Annotated in this window: 17 protein-coding genes; 2 read left to right on the top strand and 15 right to left on the bottom strand. The window is 39.0% G+C overall.

Features of this window, described 5'->3' with window-relative positions; all coding sequences use genetic code 11:
- Positions 1 to 46 precede the first annotated feature (46 nt).
- The 13 genes from MCBB_RS08165 to pdxT all read right to left on the bottom strand — a co-directional run bounded on the left by MCBB_RS08165 (position 47) and on the right by pdxT (position 12,427).
- Positions 47 to 982: a P-II family nitrogen regulator gene (locus MCBB_RS08165; RefSeq protein ID WP_071907296.1), complete on the bottom strand. Its 936-nt coding sequence runs from the start codon at positions 980 to 982 to the stop codon at positions 47 to 49.
- Between the two features lie 155 nt (positions 983 to 1,137).
- On the bottom strand, positions 1,138 to 1,593 hold the full coding sequence (locus MCBB_RS08160; protein WP_071907295.1) for a hypothetical protein: 456 nt from the start codon (positions 1,591 to 1,593) through the stop codon (positions 1,138 to 1,140).
- Positions 1,594 to 1,786: 193 nt separating this feature from the next.
- Positions 1,787 to 2,488 carry an MBL fold metallo-hydrolase gene (locus MCBB_RS08155; protein ID WP_071908049.1) on the bottom strand — a complete coding sequence of 234 codons (702 nt, stop codon included), beginning with the start codon at positions 2,486 to 2,488 and terminating at the stop codon, positions 1,787 to 1,789.
- Between the two features lie 58 nt (positions 2,489 to 2,546).
- Positions 2,547 to 3,029 carry a GTPase domain-containing protein gene (locus MCBB_RS08150; RefSeq protein WP_071907294.1) on the bottom strand — a complete coding sequence of 161 codons (483 nt, stop codon included), beginning with the start codon at positions 3,027 to 3,029 and terminating at the stop codon, positions 2,547 to 2,549.
- Between the two features lie 320 nt (positions 3,030 to 3,349).
- On the bottom strand, positions 3,350 to 3,688 hold the full coding sequence (locus MCBB_RS08145; RefSeq protein WP_071908048.1) for a P-II family nitrogen regulator: 339 nt from the start codon (positions 3,686 to 3,688) through the stop codon (positions 3,350 to 3,352).
- Positions 3,689 to 3,705: 17 nt separating this feature from the next.
- Positions 3,706 to 4,929, bottom strand: coding sequence for an ammonium transporter (locus MCBB_RS08140; RefSeq protein WP_071907293.1), 1,224 nt, complete (start codon positions 4,927 to 4,929; stop codon positions 3,706 to 3,708).
- Between the two features lie 580 nt (positions 4,930 to 5,509).
- On the bottom strand, positions 5,510 to 5,848 hold the full coding sequence (locus MCBB_RS08135; protein ID WP_071907292.1) for a P-II family nitrogen regulator: 339 nt from the start codon (positions 5,846 to 5,848) through the stop codon (positions 5,510 to 5,512).
- A 63-nt stretch (positions 5,849 to 5,911) separates the two neighbouring features.
- Positions 5,912 to 7,144, bottom strand: coding sequence for an ammonium transporter (locus tag MCBB_RS08130; RefSeq protein ID WP_071907291.1), 1,233 nt, complete (start codon positions 7,142 to 7,144; stop codon positions 5,912 to 5,914).
- A 460-nt stretch (positions 7,145 to 7,604) separates the two neighbouring features.
- Entirely contained in the window at positions 7,605 to 9,104 is a 1,500-nt protein-coding gene (locus MCBB_RS08125) for a glutamate synthase-related protein (protein ID WP_071907290.1), read from the bottom strand.
- A 15-nt stretch (positions 9,105 to 9,119) separates the two neighbouring features.
- Positions 9,120 to 10,214 carry a Coenzyme F420 hydrogenase/dehydrogenase, beta subunit C-terminal domain gene (locus tag MCBB_RS08120; RefSeq protein ID WP_071907289.1) on the bottom strand — a complete coding sequence of 365 codons (1,095 nt, stop codon included), beginning with the start codon at positions 10,212 to 10,214 and terminating at the stop codon, positions 9,120 to 9,122.
- Complete coding sequence (locus MCBB_RS08115; RefSeq protein WP_071907288.1) at positions 10,214 to 10,903, bottom strand: GltB/FmdC/FwdC-like GXGXG domain-containing protein; 690 nt, start codon at positions 10,901 to 10,903, stop codon at positions 10,214 to 10,216. The genes MCBB_RS08120 and MCBB_RS08115 overlap by 1 nt, the downstream gene beginning before the upstream one ends.
- A 40-nt stretch (positions 10,904 to 10,943) precedes the next feature.
- Entirely contained in the window at positions 10,944 to 11,861 is a 918-nt protein-coding gene (locus tag MCBB_RS08110; RefSeq protein ID WP_071907287.1) for a class II glutamine amidotransferase, read from the bottom strand.
- Complete coding sequence (pdxT, locus tag MCBB_RS08105; protein WP_071907286.1) at positions 11,849 to 12,427, bottom strand: pyridoxal 5'-phosphate synthase glutaminase subunit PdxT; 579 nt, start codon at positions 12,425 to 12,427, stop codon at positions 11,849 to 11,851. The genes MCBB_RS08110 and pdxT overlap by 13 nt, the downstream gene beginning before the upstream one ends.
- A 487-nt stretch (positions 12,428 to 12,914) precedes the next feature.
- Between pdxT and MCBB_RS08100 the strand changes: the two genes are divergently transcribed.
- On the top strand, positions 12,915 to 13,175 hold the full coding sequence (locus MCBB_RS08100) for a hypothetical protein (RefSeq protein ID WP_071907285.1): 261 nt from the start codon (positions 12,915 to 12,917) through the stop codon (positions 13,173 to 13,175).
- A 255-nt stretch (positions 13,176 to 13,430) separates the two neighbouring features.
- On the opposite strand, the gene MCBB_RS08095 is transcribed toward MCBB_RS08100, so the two are convergent.
- Together MCBB_RS08095 and MCBB_RS08090 are read right to left on the bottom strand one after the other, a co-directional pair.
- On the bottom strand, positions 13,431 to 14,384 hold the full coding sequence (locus MCBB_RS08095) for a malate dehydrogenase (protein WP_071907284.1): 954 nt from the start codon (positions 14,382 to 14,384) through the stop codon (positions 13,431 to 13,433).
- Positions 14,385 to 14,599: 215 nt separating this feature from the next.
- Entirely contained in the window at positions 14,600 to 15,157 is a 558-nt protein-coding gene (locus tag MCBB_RS08090) for a HEAT repeat domain-containing protein (protein ID WP_071907283.1), read from the bottom strand.
- 399 nt (positions 15,158 to 15,556) lie between these two features.
- Between MCBB_RS08090 and aksF the strand changes: the two genes are divergently transcribed.
- Positions 15,557 to 16,552, top strand: a complete 996-nt coding sequence (aksF, locus tag MCBB_RS08085; RefSeq protein ID WP_071907282.1) for a homoisocitrate dehydrogenase — start codon at positions 15,557 to 15,559, stop codon at positions 16,550 to 16,552.
- Positions 16,553 to 16,762: the final 210 nt, after the last annotated feature.

The following is a 16,762-nucleotide window of genomic DNA, read 5'->3' as shown; positions in this document are numbered from 1 at the left end:
CCTTTTTTAATACATTTATCATTAATTGTCTTCAAATCATTTATCTCTAATCTATAGCTTCTTCTCCTTCTTCCAGTGTTCTAACTCTTAAAACTCTTTCTATAGGTGTTATTAGGATGTTATCATCAATATCATCACTTTTAATTGATCTTACTGCCTTCAAAACGTATTGAACATCGTCCTTCCTCAGTATCATGATGATCTCAGTCTTCATCTTCAGCTGGACATCGTACTGGCTGCACCTGTAGGTCTCCATTGAAGCGTTCTTGTTATCAATGTACTTGGTTTCAGCAACTGTCATGTTTGAAAAACCATGATTTTCAAGGGTTTTAACCATTTTTTCAAGTTCTATGGGGTGCATGAACATTCTCAGCTTACATATATCATGGTTATCTGATTCCTCAAGAATATCCTTGAGTTTCTCGAGTTTTTCAGCTTCTCTGAATTTGTTATGCACTTTTTTGGAGTTGAACGCCTTCCTGTATTTGTACTCAGATTTTCTAACATTCACATGTTGTTTTTTTTGCCCTATTAACTTCAAAAGTAACTTAAAACCATCCTGTACTCCTATTCCATTCTTTGCAATGGTTGGAATTATGATGGACTCTTCAAAATATTCATCTAACGATGCATTATTTAGATCCTGTTTGTTTGAGAATACAATATGAGGGATGTTCCTTGAAAGTATCATGTCCATTACTTCAATGTCTGTTTCCATCACACCTCTTGAGTTATCAAGTAAAATGATTACTCCATCTGCAGGCTCTCCATTTTCAAAGGAAAGGAGAACATCTTCAAATGATTTAAAACCATCGTCCCCTTTAAGACTGAAGAGATAATTCTTTGTGTTGTTTATAATTGCCCTTCCATAGGAAGCACTTAAAATATTTGCATTTTTACCGTTGATGTTTTTGATTGCCGTTTGTTTACCTGAATCTGGAGGTCCTATTACCAATATATTTTTATTATCTGGTCCTGTCACTGAACATCCCCTCTTTTACTTGTCATATGTTCTCGGACTTCGTTATTTTTAGTTTAAAACTATTTTTTTAGAAGTTATTTCATTTTTTTCTTTTTTTAGAATTATTTGATCTTTTTTTTTATTTGATTACTTTAGATTTAATCCTTTAGATTTAATCATGTTTTGTAAGGTGTTTTATGATCTACCACCCCATTCAGTTTTGACATCATGTTTAAAAGCGTTTTAACACCTTTATCCATCCTTGATCCTTCATCATCTGTGTAGATTACAGGAACACCTTCGGTGGTGCTTAAATTGTTTTCATGGTTTGTGAACACCACGTAGGGTGCTTCTCCCATCACAGTTTTCATGCTTTTTATCTGATTTTCACTTGCACCATGACAGCTGTCCAGAAATATGAGGGCTCCGTCCAGATTCTTGGAGAGAACATCCTGCATGAACATGAATTTTTCATCCTCTGCTGGGCTGAAGAAGTGTATCTTAGTATCTTCAATAACTGCACTTCCGTATTCCATTGAAACTGTTTCTACTAGTTTACTGCATATATTCCTTAGCGCATCTTCTTTACTTGAACCTGGTGTTCCAAACACCATGACTTTTTTTACATCCATATCTCAAAAACCTCCTATAGGAACTAGGAAACATACTTCCGATATTACTTAAGTAATTTTTAGTATATAAATCTTTTCACGAGTAAAAACAGCAAAATGAAAAAATACGTCTTTGATTTCTGTTTAAAGATTAAACAGATGATTTACTTTTATGGTCCTTTTTTATACTAAAAATTAAAGTTTTGATTAAATTTTAGCATGATAAATTATTGTTTTTATCTCTCAGAAACTTCTCATGCTTTAGCTTTGCATTTTCTATGGCTTTCTCAATGTCTTCCTCAACGTTTTTTGAAATGTTCCCATGGCCTGGAAGCAGAAGATTGATCTTCATGGTGTTAAGCCTTGCAAGGGAATTTATGTACTCTCCATAGCTTCCAGAGCTGGATATATCTGATATGGTTCCATGGGCAAAAACTGTGTCTCCTGAAATTAAAAATCTCTTACGGGGTTCGTAGATACAGAGGGATCCTGAAGTGTGTCCAGGTGTGTGGAATATCTTCAAAAACCAGTTACCTGTATCAATAACGTTCATGTTCTCAAGCCACATATGAACGTGGTAACCCGTGGGATCGTGTCCGTGGGCACGGCAGCGGATTACCTCATCGTCTGCAGAGACTATCTTTGTGGCAGCATACCTGTGGGTCAGGATTGTGGCTTTCTTCTGTAGAAATTTGTTGGCTCCAAAGTGATCCGCATGTTCATGGGTGTTTATAACAAGGCTCAGATCATCAGTTTTTATTCCGATTTCCTCCATATCTTCCTCTAAAGTTTCGAAGTGTTGTTTCGTTCCAGAATCCACAAGAACATTCATTTCGTCACTTAAAAGAAGATAAGACTGGCAGCTGGGTCTGCCAGTTTTTAAAAGGTACATATCATCCATTATTTTTTTGTACATGCTGCTCTTTTTATTATCTATTTTTTCAATAATTTCCGCCATTAACAGTTTTTAGTCTTTAATCTGCAGATGATTTGATGGTTACAACTTCCAGTGCACATTTGTTCTGATGGTATTGGTAGGGTGATATTATTTTAAGCAGGGTTTCAACTGCACCAACCATGCACTTGGTGTTTCTGGCAACTGTTGGTATCACAGGAGCACTGGAACGCACATCCAACTTTCTTTTTGTTAGATCCTGTTTGTTTGCCAGGATCACGTGTGGAATGTTCATATCTCCCAGATGATTCATCAACTTTGCATCGTCTTCAGTGACACCCTTTGTACTATCTAAGAAGACCATTACTCCATCTGTATTCACTTGAAGTTCCTTGGATGTTTCGGGGTAGGATGAGCTCCAGCAGCAGATCTTTTGCCCATTTATATAGGCTGTTCCTTGTTCTTTTTTTCCTTTCTGCATCATACCTTCACAAAAACTTTCCAGGGCTGTTGTTTTCCCTGAACCCGTGCCCCCAATAAGGGCAATTCTTTTAACATCCATTTTTTATCATCCCTTCTTAGTTTTACATGTATCCTACTTTTTTTCTTTGTCTCTCTTCTTTTTCACTTTACTTATTGTTCCACCATCATTTAAATTTTACTTTTTGTGTATCAATATTCACATTTTGTGAATAAATAAAATTTATGATCATTAATCTGTTTTTCTTAATTTTGTTAGGTTATTCAAAAGATTTCATTCAAAAAATAAAAAAATTTTAAAAAATAAAAAGGGGGTAAATTTAAGTTTTTTGAGTGATCAAAGATCTCAACCGCCTCCAATTGGACCTGGACCACATTTAAAGAAATGAGGAGTAGGGGCAGTTAAACTGCTTTGTCCCCACTTTCTCCAGTTCTTATTCTTACAACATTCTCAACAGGGGATATGAATATTTTACCGTCTCCAATGTCTCCTGTCTGTGCTGTTTTCACGATGGTGTCAACGACCTTGTCGACATCTTCATCACTTACTATGATTTCCAGTCTGGTCTTTGGAAGAAGGTCTATTCTGTAGTCGCTTCCCCTGTAACTTTCAGTTACACCTAACTGTCTTCCCCTACCTTTCACCTCTGCAACTGTCATTCCATGGCAGTGAATTTCTTCAAGGGCAGATTTAACAATTTCTAACCTGTCTGGTCGTATTATTGCTGTTATTTCTTTCATAGCTACCATTTCTCCCATTAAATCCTGTAACCTGATTCCTCATGAAGGTTGGTGTCGAGTCCTTCGATTTCTTCTTTTTCATCAACCCTGAGTCCAATTGTTTTCTTGATCACGTAACCTATTATGAGGGTCACAACGAAACAGTAGGCTGCAACTACTGCGATTGCCACAATCTGAGTCACTATCTGTCCAGGGTTTCCGTAGAGAGCACCGGTACCCAGTGAGTTCACGAATGGAGCTGCGAATATACCTGTACATACTGCTCCGAATGCACCTGATATACCGTGTATACCGAATACATCTAATGCATCGTCGTATCCGAATTTTGGTTTGAGGTATGCAACTGCAAGGTATGATACTATTGAGGTTGCGAAACCCATAACTATTGAAGCTCCTACAGTTACGAATCCTGCTGCAGGGGTTATAACAACGAGTCCTGCTACTGCACCTGATATTGCACCGAGTAATGTTGGTTTACCTGTTTTGATTACATCCATCATCATCCATGAGATCATAGCTGCTGCGGCTGCTGTGTTGGTTACGATGAATGCTGAACCTGCAAGGCCTCCAGCTGTAAGTGCTGAACCTGCGTTGAATCCGAACCAACCGAACCAGAGGAATGCTGCACCCAGTACTGAGTATCCGAGCTGGTGAGGTAAGAGTCTTGTGTCTTTCCTTTTACCCAGTAGTAGAATCAATGCAAGTGCTGCTATACCACAGTTAAGGTGAACAACTGTACCTCCTGCAAAGTCAAGTGCACCGAGCTGTGCTAAAAATCCTCCGCCCCATACCCAGTGGGCTATAGGTAGATATACAAGGGTTATCCAGAGTGGTATGAATGCGAGCCATGCTGAGAATTTCATTCTTCCAACAACTGCACCTGCTATCAGTGCAACTGTGATGGCTGCAAATGTCATCTGGAATGCAACGTATACCAGTAATGGTATTGTTGGTGCCAGAGGTGCCAGTGCATCCACACTTATACCGTTCATCAACAGATTTGTGGGGTTACCAATTATTCCCATTATGTCTGTACCGAATGCAAGTGGGTAACCATATATTACCCATATAACACTTGTTATTGAGAACGCTATGAGTGATAAAAATATTGTGTTCAACACATTTTCCTTTTTGACCATACCGCCGTAGAACATTGCCACACCAGGAACTGTCATTAACATGACCAGTGCTGTTGAGACCAACATCCACGCGGTGTCACCAGAGTTAAGAACTGGATCCATAAATATTTCCTCCTATTGTTATGATAATTGTATCTTCTGATTAATTGTTTTTTTAGGTTTTTTTGTTTTAAATCAGTTTTTTTTGTTTTATATATTTTAATATGTCGCAGATATCCATTTAAATGATTTATACAGATTTAGACATCTATTTTGGTATCCTGACCTGTATTTTTGATTTAAGATTTCATGATGGTTTTCACCCCTCATGTTTCATAGTTAACATGAATCGGACGTAGGAAACATACTTCCGACATATAGAGGTTATGATTCCTGGTATATATAGTTTGTGATTTTCAGAAAATTGGGTTGTGACTTTACATATGTATGTTGTTAATACACTATATTTTTTTCAGTATTTCATTGGATAAAACTGAAAAAGATTTAAAAATTAGGAATAAAATATGTAACTGTTCATTTTAGAGATTATATCTTGAAGATAAATGAACATATTTTAAATATTTAAAAGTTCAAGGGAATTAAAATTTTAATAATTAAAAACTGTTTAATAATTAAAACTGGGATTCTAAAAATGATTTAAAAATTTTGATGCGTTTTTTAAATAAAAGAAGAGAAAAGGTTATTAAATAGCTTTATCTCCCCTTTCACCTGTTCGGATCCTTATGACTTCCTCAACAGGAGATACGAATATTTTACCGTCTCCAATGTTGCCGGTTTTTGCTGTTTCTATTATTTTATTGGTTACGGCTTCAACATCTTCATCCATTGCAACTATTTCGATCTCTGTTTTTGGTAGAAGGTCAACCTTGTAATCTCTGCCTCTGTAACTTTCTGTTATACCCAGTTGTATTCCTCGACCTTTTACTTCTTTAACTGTCATACCAGAGCATCCTATTTCTTCAAGGGCCTGTTTCACACCTTCCAGTTTGTCAGGCCTTATGACTGCGACTATTTTTTTCATTGATCACACCTCAGAATCTTTATCTTGTTTTCTAATTATCTGATACGTGGCATTTATACATAGTTATGACAGTCTGTAACCGGATTCCTCGTGTAGATTAATGTCCAGTCCCTGAATCTCATGCTCCTCATCAACCCTGAGGCCAATGGTTTTATCGATGATCTTACCGATGATGAGGGTCATTACGAATGCGTAGATACCTACAACCACGATTGCAAGAAGCTGAACCCCAAGTAAATGTGCATTTCCAAAGAGTAATCCTCCTGTGGTTATGCTGTTTATGAGGGGGCTTGCGAAGATTCCCACCCCAATACTTCCAATGATACCTGATACTCCATGTATTCCAAATACATCCAGAGCATCGTCGTAGCCCAGACGAGGTTTTATGTATGAAACAGCGTAGTATCCACATACTGCAGCCACAAAACCTATTACAATGGCTGATGTGAAGTTAACGTATCCTGCTGCAGGTGTTATGGCTGCAAGACCGGCTATTGCACCGGAAAGAGCACCCAGAAGTGTTGGTTTACCTGTTTTAACCTTGTCCATAAGCATCCATGCGAGCATTCCAACCGCTGCAGAGGCGTTGGTAACGATCATGGCGGAAACAGCCAGGTTAGTTGCTCCAAGTGCTGAGCCTGCGTTGAATCCGAACCATCCAAACCATAAAAGTCCAGTACCTATTATGGAGTATCCAAGGTGGTGAGGTAAAAGCCTGGCATTTTTACGTGCTCCAAGCAGGAGTACAAGGGCCAGGGCAGCCATACCACAGTTAACATGTACAACTATACCTCCTGCAAAGTCAAGCGCACCCATTTGAGCTAACCATCCTCCGCCCCACATCCAGTGGGCCACAGGTAGATATACGAGTGTTAACCATACTGGGATGAATGCGAGCCATGCTGAAAATTTCATCCTTTCAACGATGGCACCTGATATGAGGGCTATGGTGATGGCTGCAAATGTCATCTGGAATATGGCGTACAATCCTGTTGGAATGGTTGGTGCGTAGGTTGAAAGAGTGTTTGATTCCACAACTCCCCCAAAGAATGGATTTACAAGCTGTCCAATCACGCCCCATATATCAGCGCCGAATGCAAGGTCGTAACCGTATATGAACCATATAACGCTTACAATGGCGAAGCTGACGAACGATAAAAATATAGTATTTAAAACGTTTTCTCTCCGGATTAGGCCTCCATAAAAGAGTGCCACACCAGGTATAGTCATTAAAATTACAAGAGCTGTTGATATCAGCATCCAAGCTGTATCTCCAGAGTCGAGACCTGGAATCATTATGTTTCCTCCATTTAATTCATGTTAACTGTAACTGATCCTGTGTAACATTCAACCTCAATTCATCATTTTTTGTATGATTAAGAGTTGAATAAACAGGTGTTTCCTCAGTAAATAGATGTTCCCCTATTTTATCCACATGTTTAAGTGAATACCCTCTTGCATCAGATCTGAATGAAGGAAAAAAGCATCCGTTTGATATGGGATATAGGAAACATACTTCCGAAATACTTCTTTTCGATTTATTATATAAATGTTTGTGATGGAATCAAAAAACTGATTAAAAAGAGTCTTGTGGATTAAAAATTCATTGACGACTTTAAAATTTAGGTAAAACTATGATTTTCAATAATTTCTAAAAAATTTCTTTATATATAATATGCCCGAGAATCAGCTAATTATATGAATTTTTAGATTTTAAATATTGAAAAAAAAATTAAAAAAATGGTTTTGAATCCCATCAGTACTTGATTGGGGATTCTAAACCTGCGAGCTTAACACCGGTGTAGGCTGAAGCTTCAACTGTTAAAGCTCTTAAATCGTCCTTTTCAAGCTTGCTTACATCTGTGTTACCTGCCTGTTGGGTTAGCATTACAGCTTCCTCAGTCATGGCTTCTATGTAACGAGCAACTCTCTTTCCAGCTTCAACGTAGTCAAGGCGGCGTCTGAGCTGTGGGTTCTGTGTTGCAATTCCCTTTCTGCAGGTTCCAGCGTAACACTTCTGACAGACCCTGCAGCCTATTGAAACAAGTGCAGCAGTTCCAATGTAAACTGCATCTGCTCCAAGAGCTATTGCTTTGGCAACGTCTGCACCATTTCTTATACCTCCAGCTGCAACCAGACTGACATCTTTACGCAGGTTAACCTGTTTAAGGGCTTCATCTGCCTCAACTATGGCGGCTATGGTTGGTACACCTGAGTGTTCCGTTACAACTGCGGGTCCAGCTCCTGTTCCTCCCTGCATACCGTCAACAACTATTATGTCGGCACCAGCCTTTGCTGCGATTTTAACATCGTCACTGACACGTCCAGATGTGAATTTGACCATTATTGGGATCTTCCAGTCGGTTATCTCACGAAGCTGTGATATCTTCATGCTCAAATCCTCTGGTCCAACTATGTCCATGTGACGGGCTGGGCTCAGTGCATCGGTTCCTTCAGGTATCATCCTTATGCGTGAAACATCTGCTGTGACCTTCTCACCAAGGAGGTGTCCGCCCATACCAGATTTTGCACCCTGACCGATCTTTATCTCAATGGCCTCTGAGTTGTTGAGGTACTCAGCTGAAACACCGAAACGTCCTGAAGCATACTGTGCTATGAGTTTTGAAGCGTACTTCCTCTCCTCTGGAAGCATTCCACCTTCACCAGTGTTGGTTGCCGTTCCTGCAAGGCTTGCACCCATTGCAAGGGCTATCTTTGCTTCCTTACTGATGGCTCCAAAGGACATTGCAGCTATCATGATTGGTGTGTCGATTACCAGTGGGTTTTCAGCGTACCTTGAACCCAGAACAACCCTTGTGTTACATGGTTCCCTGTACTTGTCGATTGGAGGTCTTGAAACCTGTGCAGGTACGATCGTGAGGTCATCGAAGGTGGGTATGACCCTTGTGGCTCCGCATCCACGTACCTTGTATGATCCTTCAGTGGACATTCTGTTGATCTCCACGAGATCTGCAAGTGACCAGACATTCCTGCGGTCTTCAGGTACTGCATTAACTTCTATTGCATTATTTGGACACATCTCCTCACATATTCTGCACCCAACACAGTTTTCATGGTGAACTGGGTATGGTTCATCATCTATTATTTCGTAAACATGATGAGGACAGTTGTTGTAACAGGAGTAACAGTTCTGACAGAGCGTCTCATCCCTGTTGTCGCACATGTACCAGCAGCATCCAGGGCGGTCGAAGTTCCTCCTGCAAAGATATCTGTTTCTTTCAACTTTGAATGGCAATTAAAACTCCTCCTTTTATTCGTCCTTAACTTTTAGTGATTTGAAAACAGGACATGCTGCATATTTGGTTCCTGATGCTTTGAGTACATCTGCAACATTATCCGTGAGCTTCGCTTCAGGTTTCCATGGTTCAAGACGGCTTTTATCAACAACCATAGCTTCGTCAACAACCTTCTTTGACAGTGCGTAGTTCAAGAGTGCTGTTGCAACTCCACCGTCCTGACCGTTGATCATAGGGGCCTTTGCAGACACCACTTTGATGTAATCTCCAAGGGGCTTTTTATCGTTTTCTCTGCCCAGCACATCATCCGTTATATAGGTTCTGGGGCATGCAACGTAGCAGAGATTGCATCCTTCAGGGCATGCTCCCCTGATCTGTGGTTTTCTGTCCTTTATGGATACTATGTTTTCAGGGCACACGTATTCACATGCTCCGCAGAGCACACATGCGCCTATGTCTATGACATCACCCTTGAGGTCTGAGAACTGACAGTTTGAAACCTCTTCTCCAAACTCTGCACGTGAAATTGCTCTTCTGTAGATAACAGGCCTTGCAACTTTCTCCCTTTTTGTTATTTCTTCTTTGTTATCTTTTTTCTTCTTGTTTGCCAGTTTTTCAATCAGTTTAAGTCCTGATTCTGTCATGGGCTTTGTTTGAACGTATTTATCTTCTTCAGCGCCTTCAAGAAGTTTTAAACCTTCTTCTGTCCTCACAACAACAGTTGACCAGCCGTCTTCTGAACCAACGGATCCAACTGATAGATCTGAAAGTTCAGATGTGAAATCCATACAGATGTTGCAGCTTTTACGGCTGCAGGTTTTTGCCTCATCGAGGGGTATCTTAACCAGTCTATCTTCAGTTAAGAAGAACCATGCATATCCCTTTTCAACCCTGCATTCAACAACATCCTTCATATCAACATCGTGCTCTTTCAAGAGCTTTTTCATGTAACTGTAGGAGAAGTTCTCCATGCAGAAGAGTCCTATCTTGAGATCCACTGGTGATTCTCCCAGGTAATCCTGGTAGCTGTCCATTTTCCTGGCAGCTACTATCTGACATGGAGTTCCAACCATTGCAATCTTTTTATCAGTACTCTGCTTTGCTGTCATTATCCTTCCTCCGACTTTTTACCATAGAAGGGTCTGTTGCTTCTTGGAACTATCTTCTTGAATTCGTTGTATTTATTATCCTCAAGGTCAAATTCGTACTTGGTTAAAAGCTCTTTGAGTTCCTTCTTATCATCTTCATCTACATCTTCAACTTTAGCGTTTTTTCCAAGGCTTTTAATGTTTCCAAGGACGTATATAACTCCTCTTATTATTGATTCACCTGCATCTTCTGAGATGTCTCCGAGGACAACTATTCTGCCACCCATCATGAAGAGTCCCGTCATGAAACCTGAACTTCCTCCAGCGATGATGGTACCATTTTTCATTATTTCCCCGGTTCTTGAGCCAACATCCTTTCTCACGACAACTGTTCCGCCATAGATTCCCTGTCCAACTCCATCACCTGCTGATCCATCAACTATAACTTCTCCATCAGTCATGTTGTCGGCCGGGAACCATCCTGCATTTTCTGTTATGTGTATCTTTGCTCCGTGTACCATTGTACCTGCGAAGTAACCTGCAGAACCATCTATGACGAGTTCAACAGGTTCTGTAAGGCCTGCAGCCAGGTAATGCATTGCATTAGGGTTTTTAACAGTTATCCTGTCGTATTCCTTTGCAGCTTCCTTTATGGCCTTGTTAATTTCCCTAGGTGTTTTGTGATTAACATCTATTTCAAATTCCTTCATTAAAATCACCTGAAACTTCTTATTGAATATATTCTCGAGATTAAATGGTGTAAGCCCTGGTTTCTCCGGGTGCTATCTGTTCCACGTTGTGTGTATCCATAACTTCACGCAGTGACACTTCTTCTGAGGCTATTGCAAAAACCTCATCATTTTCAGCCATAACACCAGGTCTAAGTCCTAATTGATCCTTTGCTATTCCCACACCGTTAGGTGTTCCAACTATGTATGAGAATGGTCCATCCATATCCTTAACTGACTCTTCTAGAGCTTCTTCCAGTTTGTAGCCTTCTGAGAGTTTGTCTGCTATGTAGTGGACTATACACTCTGTGTCGTTGTTGGTTTCAAATATGTGTCCTTTCCTCTCCAGAGGATCCCTTATCTTCCAGTAGTTGGTTATCTGGCCGTTGTGAACCACTGTGATGTCTGGTATGATGTAGCTCTGGAAGGGGTGGGCATGGTACCTGTCCACGATACTTTCGGTTGAAAAACGGGTGTGACCTATTGCATGGGTTCCCATTTTGGATGCTGTATCGTACCTTGCAGCTATATCCTTAACAAGACCAACATCCTTTATCATTTCAAAGGAATGGGCTCCGTTAAGAACTATTACATCGTCTATTTTGTCTATTTCCATTATAAGTGGTTTAAGTGCTGCAAATGATTTAAGAGCAATTTTACACCTGTATATGATGGAATTTTCAACTGAGGGGATTACTTCCTCGCTTTTTATAGGGGTCACTGTGTTCACAGTACTTTTCACAGCTTCAAGGAGACCTGCTTTTTCTTTAACTTCGATGTTTAAGAGGTACTCGTTTTCTTCTAAACCAAGACCTCCGTATATTGCGAAACCTGCAGAATCCGGTCCTCTGTGTTGTAGGGCATCTAACATTTTGGTCAATGCAGCTCCTACTGGGTGAAGCTTTTTATCTTTATAAACTACTCCTGCTATTCCACACACTTCAATACCTCCTTTATGAAGTACTCATGAATTTTTGTATCATCTGTGAGCTCTGGATGAAAGGCAGTTGCAATGTGATGTTTGTATGCAACTGCAACTATCTTATCATCGAGTTTGGCAAGTACATCCACGCCTTCACCTGCTTCAAGGGCGTAGGGTGCTCTTATGAACACTCCCTTATAATTGCCACCAAATATTTCAATTTCATCTTCAAATGAAGCTCTTTGACGACCAAATCCATTTCTTCTAACTTTAATATCTATTAATCCGAGTAAAGGCTGTTCATAATCACTTTCTTTAGACAAGAGCACCATTCCGGCACATGTTCCCATAACAGGTATGTTCTGCTTGATTATAACATCCAGCACGCCGGTTTCCTTCATTAATTTACCGATAACGGTGCTTTCTCCTCCAGAGATGATTATTCCATCACATTCTGCGACTTCAGATGCTGTCTTCACCTTTGAGACACGGGCTTCAACACCCATCTTATCTAAAGTTCTTTTTGTGATTTCTAAATGTTCAGAAACGTCTCCCTGTAAGTCTAAAATTCCTATTGTTGTCATTTCAATGCCCTCTGTCGGTGTGCTTGTTTCATGTATCTTTGTCAAGTTTTTTTTAGCTTGATACTATTTGAAAAGCGTATTATATAAATATAGAGGAAACGAGTTTCCGAAAATTTGCGGGATGGCATCGTTTCTAAAACATATTTTATTTAATTGAAAATTTTTGTACAATGTTCAGAATTTAGACCTTTGATTATATTATAACTGAACGATTATATAAACTTTTTTTCTAATGGGCTGTACTGAAAGATTCAGACTTAAATTTTGATCTGGATTCCTTTTTGAACTCCAGAGAACTCTTCATGGGCATATGATCCTTTTTGGATCCTTCCATCTTCACGATAGTTTAATATATATTTATGTACACAATATTCTAAAATTTAAAAAAAATGGGAATAGATAAATAGAGAGTAATATAAAAAAAATATAATAATACATAATGTTCCTATTTTTCCCACAGCACCGTACCGATGAAGGAGGTTTAATTATGGAAAAAACAACGATTGCTCTAATAGCAGTAGTAATAATTTTGGTTGCAGGCGTGAGCTACCTCTTTGGTTTATCCCAGAATACAGGTAACATGACCCTCAACATATCAAACAACACAACAAATGATTCTGGAGATACTGGCATTACTTCAAATGATAATGATAAATCTAGTTACACCACAAAGACATCAACAACAACCAAGAAAAATACCACACATACCAACACAAACAATACCAGTAATGTAACAGAGGAGAACTAACTTATAAATAGTTTCTAATGGTTTGAGAGGGCTTGGCCGGAGGAAAGGAAACCTACCCTAAAATTGAGTCATTCAAACCCTAATTTTCTCTATTTATAAATATTCCCTCTTTCATTGTATCCTTTTTAAAAATTTTTTAAAATAATTTGAAATGTTAAAATAGGTTTGTTTATATTTTGACAGATTTTTCAAAAAAATAAGATGTATATGATATGGTATTTGTTTTATGTTGTTATAAAAAAAGGATTTGAAGTATCAAAAATCCTCATCCAGGCAGTCCAGAACTTCGTTGGTTGATTCCTTAACGAATTTTGCAGCCTCTAAGAATGCAACCTTCTCTTCTTCACTCATTTTTATTGGTATTATTCTCCTGATGCCATCCTTTCCAAGTTTAACAGGAACACCCAGACAGACATCTGGAACGCCCTCTATCTCACCTTCAAGGTAGGCGCTGACTGTCAGTATCTTCTTTTCATCGTTCAGGATGATGTTAACGATGTTGGATACAGCGTAGGCGGGTCCATACTCAGTCGCACCTTTTTTACTTATAACGTACTCGCCTGCACTTTTTACCTTCTCTATGGTTCTTGCAATGTCAAATGAATCGTACTTGGAGAAGTACTTCAAGAGTATTCCTCCAATGGATGTTGAACTTATGAGTGGAACCATGTGGTTTCCATGTTCCCCAACAACTCTTGTATGTATTTCACTCACGTGGATGTTGAAGTGTTTGGCTATCTGATTCTTAAGCCTCAGGGAGTCGAGATGATTACCCAGACCAAAAACTTTGTTTTTATCAAAACCAGAGGCCTTAAAAGCTATATAAGTCATCACATCAACGGGATTGGTTACAACGAGGAGCACGGAGTCTGGAGCATATCTTGCAACGGCTCTCGAGTACTCTGCAACTATCTTTGCATTTGGAACAGCAACATCCATCCTTGTCATGCCTGAACTTCTTGGAATTCCAGCGCTGAGCACCACAACATCCGAATCCCTTATATCTTTTAAATCACATGATGGGGTTATTGAAACATTAACATCCTTTGCAGCAAGGGCATCGTACATATCAAGGGCTTCACCTTCCACCTTATCAATACTTTTTTCCCTTGCTATAAGTACAAGTTCATCCACGAGATTTTCTTCGGCCAAACAGAATGCAGCTGTTTTACCAACTTTTCCTGATGCACCAATAACACTAACTTTCAATTAAACACCTCCGTGTGTTTCCATGTTAAACCTCAATTTTTTTATAGGATCATTTCTATCGAACTCTAATTCACAGCACAGATTCATCCAGGGGTTAGATGGTCTGGTTTTAAAAAAATAAGGTTCCTAAAAATTAATCAGAATAAATATTTTAGGGTATTCATAGGCTATAGTATGTTTTAGCATGTTCAATTAACCTATGGACCGGTTTGAGATTAAACCTTTTTCAGATAATTCTCAGCTACCCTTCTTACGAAACTACTCTTATCATTTAAGGCCTCTTTAAGGGGTTCCTCAGCTTTTTCATCCCCAACTCTACTTAAAGCCCATGCTGCGCCTCCCCTAACAAATCCACTCTCATCCTTCATGGATTTTATAAGTGGATCCACAGCCTTTTTGTTTCCTATTTTACCAAGGGCCCATGCTGCTCCTCCTCTAACACGCCAATCACCATGATTTAAAACGTTTATCAGGGGTTCAACAGCAGGATCACCTATGTTGGCAAGAGCTCCCGAGGTTTCTCTTCTAACCCATTTATTAGGATCACTCAAACTCTGTATGAGTGGTTCTATGGCTCTTTCAGCTTTGATGGTTCCAAGAACCCGTACTGCACCCTTTCGAATATTTTTATCCTCATTATCAAGGGCCTCTATGAGGGGGTCCACAGCAGGTTCACCAACCTCTTCAAGAAGTCCCATGGCCTGTAACTGAACCAGTTCATCATCATCTTTTAGAGTATCTATAAGCCTTTTAACGCTGTTTTCCCTTTCCATTTTACCACCTTAAACCATTAAATATTTTATATCTTAAATTCAATCAGTTTCAATGAAGTAAACATTTATTAAACCATTAAAATGGTCGCTACATTTTTTATGTTCAACTAAATAGTACATTTAATTACATTTTGTTACTTTGTTCCTCCTTTCGAATAAACTTTTCCATAACTGAAACATGAATTGAGGGTAATCAATCGTAATCTTCTTCTTTTAAATCAATAATTCTGCAAATCCATTTTAAAAACCATCTATTCTAAATTAAAAATCATAAAAACTTAAATCAATAAATGAACAAGAACATAATAGAAATATAGATTTTGAACTGAATATTTGATTTAGTTAATGGGATTCGGATGCCCAGAGGTGTCCAATAAATCGAACCAAAGTGTGATTTTTATGTACAGATTAACTGTTATACCTGGAGATGGAATAGGACCTGAGGTTATGGAAGCTGCACTCTACATACTTGAAGTCTCAGAAATTGATTTTAGCTACGAAACTGCCCATGCAGGTAACGAATGTTTTAAAAGAACCGGAAGCACGATACCCGATGAAACGATTTCGACTTCAAAAAAGTCAGATGCAACTCTTTTTGGTGCTGTTACAACGGTACCCGGACAGAAAAGTGGTATAATAACCCTGAGAAAGGAACTTGATCTTTACGTGAATTTAAGGCCGGTGAAATCCTATGAAGGAACTCCTTTTCTCTTTGAAGGCCTTGATTTTGTTATTGTAAGGGAAAATACAGAGGGGCTCTATTCAGGAGTTGAAAAATACACAGATGATGGTGCAGAGGCGGTACGTGTTGTAACGCGAGGGGCTTGTGAGCGTATATGTAAATTTGCATTTGAATACGCCAGAAAAAACATGAGAAAAAAGGTCACAGCGGTTCACAAGGCCAACGTCCTTAAGAAGACAGATGGAATTTTCAAGGACACCTTCTACGAGGTTGCTCATGAATACAATGATATACGATCGGAAGACTTTTATGTGGATGCAACAGCCATGTACCTCATAACAAAACCTCAGAACTTCGACGTTATGGTCACAACCAACCTCTTTGGCGATATACTCTCAGATGAAGGGGCAGGACTTGTAGGTGGTCTGGGACTGATTCCATCAGCCAATATTGGCGATAAAAATGGACTTTTTGAACCAGTACATGGGTCAGCTCCAGACATTGCAGGAAAAGGAATTGCAAACCCATCAGCCATGATACTTTCAATGTGTATGATGCTAAAATACCTTGGTGAAGTTGAAGAATCTCAGAAACTTGAAAAGGCATTAACAAAGGTTTTAAGGGATGGTAAGGTTGTCACACCTGATCTTGGTGGTGTTGCATCAACCATGGAAATGGCGGAACAGGTTAAAACGATATTTGAAGGTCTTTAATCTTTCAAAAACTTTTTTAAGGATACATACAGTTATAGCTTTAACATGCAATCCTTGTGCTGATGTTAGACCGAAAATTTGCTTTAACAATTTGATTTTATTTAATAATCTGATTTTAAAAAATAAGTTCCAAATTAAATAATTTTTTATCTTAAAAACTATAGAAAGTAACATGTCATTACCCTATGGTTTTGACCCATTTTATATCGC

The organism is Methanobacterium congolense (assembly GCF_900095295.1).
In the GTDB taxonomy this organism is placed as follows: Archaea; Methanobacteriota; Methanobacteria; order Methanobacteriales; family Methanobacteriaceae; genus Methanobacterium_C; species Methanobacterium_C congolense.
Note: the sequence above shows the minus strand (reverse complement) of the source record. Positions and strands in the feature narration are given on the sequence as shown.

Bases quoted from the DNA above. Each gene is read 5' to 3' on its own strand.
- MCBB_RS08160 (WP_071907295.1), bottom strand. From the start codon at position 1,593: ATGGATGTAAAAAAAGTCATGGTGTTTGGAACACCAGGTTCAAGTAAA.
- MCBB_RS08155 (WP_071908049.1), bottom strand. From the start codon at position 2,488: ATGTACAAAAAAATAATGGATGATATGTACCTTTTAAAAACTGGCAGA.
- MCBB_RS08150 (WP_071907294.1), bottom strand. From the start codon at position 3,029: ATGGATGTTAAAAGAATTGCCCTTATTGGGGGCACGGGTTCAGGGAAA.
- MCBB_RS08145 (WP_071908048.1), bottom strand. From the start codon at position 3,688: ATGAAAGAAATAACAGCAATAATACGACCAGACAGGTTAGAAATTGTT.
- MCBB_RS08140 (WP_071907293.1), bottom strand. From the start codon at position 4,929: ATGGATCCAGTTCTTAACTCTGGTGACACCGCGTGGATGTTGGTCTCA.
- MCBB_RS08135 (WP_071907292.1), bottom strand. From the start codon at position 5,848: ATGAAAAAAATAGTCGCAGTCATAAGGCCTGACAAACTGGAAGGTGTG.
- MCBB_RS08130 (WP_071907291.1), bottom strand. From the start codon at position 7,144: ATGATTCCAGGTCTCGACTCTGGAGATACAGCTTGGATGCTGATATCA.
- MCBB_RS08120 (WP_071907289.1), bottom strand. From the start codon at position 10,214: ATGACAGCAAAGCAGAGTACTGATAAAAAGATTGCAATGGTTGGAACT.
- MCBB_RS08115 (WP_071907288.1), bottom strand. From the start codon at position 10,903: ATGAAGGAATTTGAAATAGATGTTAATCACAAAACACCTAGGGAAATT.
- pdxT (WP_071907286.1), bottom strand. From the start codon at position 12,427: ATGACAACAATAGGAATTTTAGACTTACAGGGAGACGTTTCTGAACAT.
- MCBB_RS08100 (WP_071907285.1), top strand. From the start codon at position 12,915: ATGGAAAAAACAACGATTGCTCTAATAGCAGTAGTAATAATTTTGGTT.
- MCBB_RS08090 (WP_071907283.1), bottom strand. From the start codon at position 15,157: ATGGAAAGGGAAAACAGCGTTAAAAGGCTTATAGATACTCTAAAAGAT.
- aksF (WP_071907282.1), top strand. From the start codon at position 15,557: ATGTACAGATTAACTGTTATACCTGGAGATGGAATAGGACCTGAGGTT.